We start from the raw sequence: 4302 nt of genomic DNA, 5'->3' as shown, positions 1-4302 counted from the left end.
GCCTCGGCCAGTTGGCGGGCCAGCGCGGTGATGGCGGCGGCGGGCACGCCGGTTTCGCCTTCGGCCCACTGCGGGGTGCAGGCGGCCACGTGCTGGGCCAGCGCGTCCAGATCCTGCACGTGCGCTTCGACGTAGGGCTTGTTGTACAGCCCTTCGTTGATCAGCACGTGGATGACGGCGAGGTTGAAGGCCAGGTCGCTGCCGGGGCGCACCATGTAGAAATTGTCGGCCTTGCCCGCGGTGTAGGTGGCGCGGATGTCCACCACGCTGAGCTTGCAACCCTTTTCCATGCCGTCGAGCACCGCGTTGGCCTCGGCCACGTTGATGGCTTCAAGGATGTTGCGGGTCTGCAACACCAGGTGCTTGCAGTTGCGGTAGTCGTAGACCACTTCCTTGCGTCCGATGCCCATCACCGACTTTGCGGCGTGCTGCACGTTGCGTGCGCAGGCGCTGTCGTGGTTGCAGTAGTTGGGCGAGCCAAGGCCGCGCATGAACGCCTGGTGCAGGTCCACGAAGGGACCGCCCCGGTCGGAAAACAGTACGCTGCGCCCGCCATGGGCGGCGGTGATGTCCTTCAGCCTTCCGGCCACGTAGTCCAGAGCCTCGTCCCACGAGGCTTCGCGCCACTTGCCTTCGCCGCGCTCACCCACTCGGATCAACGGGCCTTGCGGACGTTCCGTATCCATTTCAAGGGCGATGCCTGCCGCGCCGCGCGCGCACAGAGAGCCCTTGAGGGGCGACTTGGGGTTGCCCTCGATGCGAACGGCCTTGCCGTCCTCCACCTCGACCACGATGGGACAGCGCACGCTGCACATGCCGCATACGCTGTACACCTGTTGCCTGCCTGCCATGGCTGCCTCCGGTGTTTGCCTGCCGTTGGATATCTGGTTGAGCATGCCCCGCCTACCAGCGCTTGTCCGCAACAGGCAAGCGAAGCCGTGCATGTGTTGTTTGTAACAGGAACACGCATTCCGATACACGCGTGACCATGAAAAATCGAGAGGGTTTCGTGAAAACGATCACGATTCGCGCGATTGGCGTGCTAGTTATGTTTTTTTAGGCACATATGGCATTTCGACCCAACCAGGCTTGCGGGGTGGCCCATTCTGTCCCCAAGCCTGCCAGCCCTTGCCGGGCCTTGCCTGGCGGAGCCCAACAGTCACCAAAGCATGGTGCTCCGTGTCGAAGGGGCGGGCGTGTTCGTGCAACGTCGGGCCAGTTGTCGCCAGCAGGGCGGGCGGTGAATAATGCAGTATAATGGAATATAAGGAGAAGATGCTTTGGCACCGTCTTTGCTTTAGTTGGGCAGGAGTGTTCGCGGGGATTACGGGCCCCGTGATGACGTCGCTAACCCCAACTCAGCGAGGTAGGCAGACATGGCAGTGCAGGAACAGGTTTACGGGTTCTTCATTCCCAGCGTTACCCTGATCGGCATCGGCGCTTCCAAGGCCATCCCCGAAAAGATCAAGGCGCTCGGCGGGTCCAAGCCGCTCATCGTCACCGACATGGGCATCGTCAAGGCGGGCATCCTGAAGCAGATCACCGACCTGCTGGACGCCGCCAAGATGGCCTACAGCGTGTACGACGAAACCATCCCCAACCCCACCGACGACAACGTCCACAAGGGTGTTGAAGTCTACAAGAAGAACAAGTGCGACAGCCTGATCACCCTTGGCGGCGGCAGCTCGCACGACTGCGGCAAGGGCATTGGCCTCGTCATCGCCAACGGCGGCAAGATTCACGACTTCGAAGGCGTGGACAAGTCGTCCAAGCCCATGCCGCCCTACGTGGCCGTGAACACCACGGCGGGCACCGCGTCCGAAATGACCCGTTTCTGCATCATCACCGACACCAGCCGCAAGGTGAAGATGGCCATCGTGGACTGGCGCGTGACCCCCAGCATCGCCCTGGACGACCCGCTGCTGATGATGGGCATGCCCCCGGCGCTGACCGCCGCCACCGGCATGGACGCCCTGACCCACGCCGTGGAAGCCTACGTTTCCACCATCGCCACCCCCATGACCGACGCCTGCGCCGAACAGGCCATCACGCTCATCGCCACCTTCCTGCGTCGCGCCGTGGCCAACGGGCGCGACATCGAGGCCCGCGAGCGCATGTGCTTCGCCCAGTACCTGGCGGGCATGGCCTTCAACAACGCCAGCCTCGGCCACGTGCACGCCATGGCCCACCAGCTTGGCGGCTTCTATGACCTGCCGCACGGCGAATGCAACGCCATCCTGCTGCCCCACGTCTCGCAGTTCAACCTCATCGCGAAGCTGGACCGCTTTGCCCGCATCGCCGAACTGCTGGGCGAGAACATCAGCGGCCTTTCGGTGCGCGACGCGGCGGAAAAGGCCATCTGCGCCATCAAGCGCCTGTCGGCGGACGTGGGCATTCCCGCGGGCCTCGTGGCCCTTGGCAAGCGTTACGGCAAGGACGTGAAGGCCAAGGACATCGCCATCATGACCAAGAACGCCCAGAAGGACGCCTGCGGCCTGACCAATCCGCGTTGCCCCACCGATGCTGATGTCGCGGCCATTTACGAAGCGGCCATGTAAGGGGTACAGACAAAGCCGGGCGTGGTCCTTTTCAGGGTGACGGCGGGCAACCCCACCTGCGACCGGTCCGCACGGGAGATGCACCACCATTTCCGCGCGGGCGCATGAAGGCCCCCACGCCGGTCCCTTCCTTGAACATGGAACGGACCAGATCGGCCCGACCGGTTTTGTGACACTATCCCCACTTGCGCTTTCAGCCGTCGCGGGGAGGAGAGATTCTTCCCCTTCCCGCGGCGGCATCCGTGAGCGCGCAACCGCAACGTGCCGGGAAACGACATGGACGTGACCAACCTTGAATCTGTCCGCGACAACGACTTCATCCATGCCGTCATGGAGGAGAGCGGGCAGGATCTTACGCACTGTTATCAGTGCGGCAACTGTACGGCGGGGTGTCCGTGCGGGTTCGCCTACGACATCCAGGTCAGCCAGATCATGCGCAACCTGCAGGCGGGCCGGAAGGACAAGGTACTGAACAGCCGCTCCATCTGGCTGTGCCTGTCCTGCTCCAGCTGCACCACCCGCTGTCCCAACAACATCGACGTGGCGCGGGTGATGGACGTTCTGCGCCACATCGCCCGGCGCGAGGGCCGGGTGGCCGAGAAGGGCGTTACCACCTTCTGGGACGCCTTCCTCGCTTCCGTGCGCAAGCACGGGCGTGTCTACGAACTGGGCGTGGTGGCCAACTACGTGGCCCGCACCGGCAGGGTGTGGACCGACATCGATCTTTTGCCGCGCATCGCGCCCAAGGGCAAACTTTCCCCCATGCCGCACGACATCAAGGGCCGGGACGAGATCGCCCGCATCTTCCAGCGCTACGAGGAGGAAAGGACGCGATGAATCTCGCCTACTACCCCGGCTGTTCGGGGCTCGGCACCTCGCGCGAGTACGAACGCTCCACCCGGGCCGCCTGCGCGGCGCTGGGCGTGAGGCTGACGGAAATTCCGGACTGGAGCTGTTGCGGGTCAACCCCGGCCCACGCGCTGGAGCACGCCCTGTCGGGCGCGTTGTCGGCCCGCAATCTGGTGGGCGCGGCCCGCGCGGGCTGCGACACCGTGGCCACCCCCTGTCCGAGCTGCCTTTCCAACCTCAAGACCGCCCGCCACCGCATGGCCGATGACGGCTTTCGCGCCAAGGTCGGTCGCCTGCTGGACCAGCCTGCCGAGAAACTGGCCGACCTGCCCGACGTCCAGTCGGTGTTGGAAACGCTGGTGACACGCGTGGGTCTGGACGCCATTCGCGCCAAGGTGCGCCAGCCCCTCGCCGGGCTGCGCGTGGCCCCCTATTACGGCTGCATCATGACCCGCCCGGCGGATGTCATGCGCTTCGACGATCCGGAAAACCCCACCTCCATGGACGACCTGCTTGCCGCGCTGGGCGCCGAGGTGGTGCCTTTCCCCTACAAGGTGGAATGCTGTGGGGCCTCGTACGGCGTCACGCGGCGGGACATCGTGGCCCGGCTTTCCGGGCGGCTGCTGGGAGCGGCGCGCGACGCCGGCGCCCACGCCGTGGTGGTGGCCTGCCCGCTGTGCCAGATGAACCTGGACCTGCGCCAAACGCAGGTGGAGTGGCCCGGCGGCAAGGCCGTGGACATGCCGGTGTTCTACTTCACCCAGTTGCTGGGGCGCGCCCTGGGCGTGCCGGATGCGGAACTGGGGCTGGAGCAACTGTGCGTGGACCCGACCATCGCCTTCCGCCGCGCGGCGCAGGTTGTGGCGGCGCGGCAGGCCGAAGAGGCCGCGCAGGC

The 4302-nt window shown here is 65.2% G+C and carries 4 protein-coding genes; 3 read left to right on the top strand and 1 reads right to left on the bottom strand.

What is annotated here, in order from left to right; all coding sequences use genetic code 11:
• Window positions 1-896: molybdopterin-dependent oxidoreductase (locus FVW20_RS08300; RefSeq protein ID WP_372434977.1), on the bottom strand; the 896-nt coding region annotated here is incomplete at its 3' end.
• A 480-nt stretch (window positions 897-1376) separates the two neighbouring features.
• On the opposite strand from FVW20_RS08300, the gene FVW20_RS08295 reads away from it, so the two are divergent.
• From FVW20_RS08295 to FVW20_RS08285, 3 genes are all read left to right on the top strand, one after another.
• On the top strand, window positions 1377-2558 hold the full coding sequence (locus FVW20_RS08295; protein ID WP_167122808.1) for an iron-containing alcohol dehydrogenase: 1182 nt from the start codon (window positions 1377-1379) through the stop codon (window positions 2556-2558).
• 276 nt (window positions 2559-2834) lie between these two features.
• The gene (locus FVW20_RS08290) at window positions 2835-3395 is read left to right on the top strand and encodes a 4Fe-4S dicluster domain-containing protein (protein ID WP_196609046.1); all 561 of its coding nucleotides are present in this window, start codon (window positions 2835-2837) and stop codon (window positions 3393-3395) included.
• On the top strand, window positions 3392-4302 hold a 911-nt coding region (locus tag FVW20_RS08285), incomplete at its 3' end, for a CoB--CoM heterodisulfide reductase iron-sulfur subunit B family protein (RefSeq protein WP_196609045.1). The genes FVW20_RS08290 and FVW20_RS08285, both read left to right, overlap by 4 nt.

The organism is Nitratidesulfovibrio oxamicus (genome assembly GCF_015731765.1).
Lineage (GTDB): Bacteria > Desulfobacterota > Desulfovibrionia > Desulfovibrionales > Desulfovibrionaceae > Cupidesulfovibrio > Cupidesulfovibrio oxamicus.
This window is presented reverse-complemented; position numbering and strand designations above follow the sequence as displayed.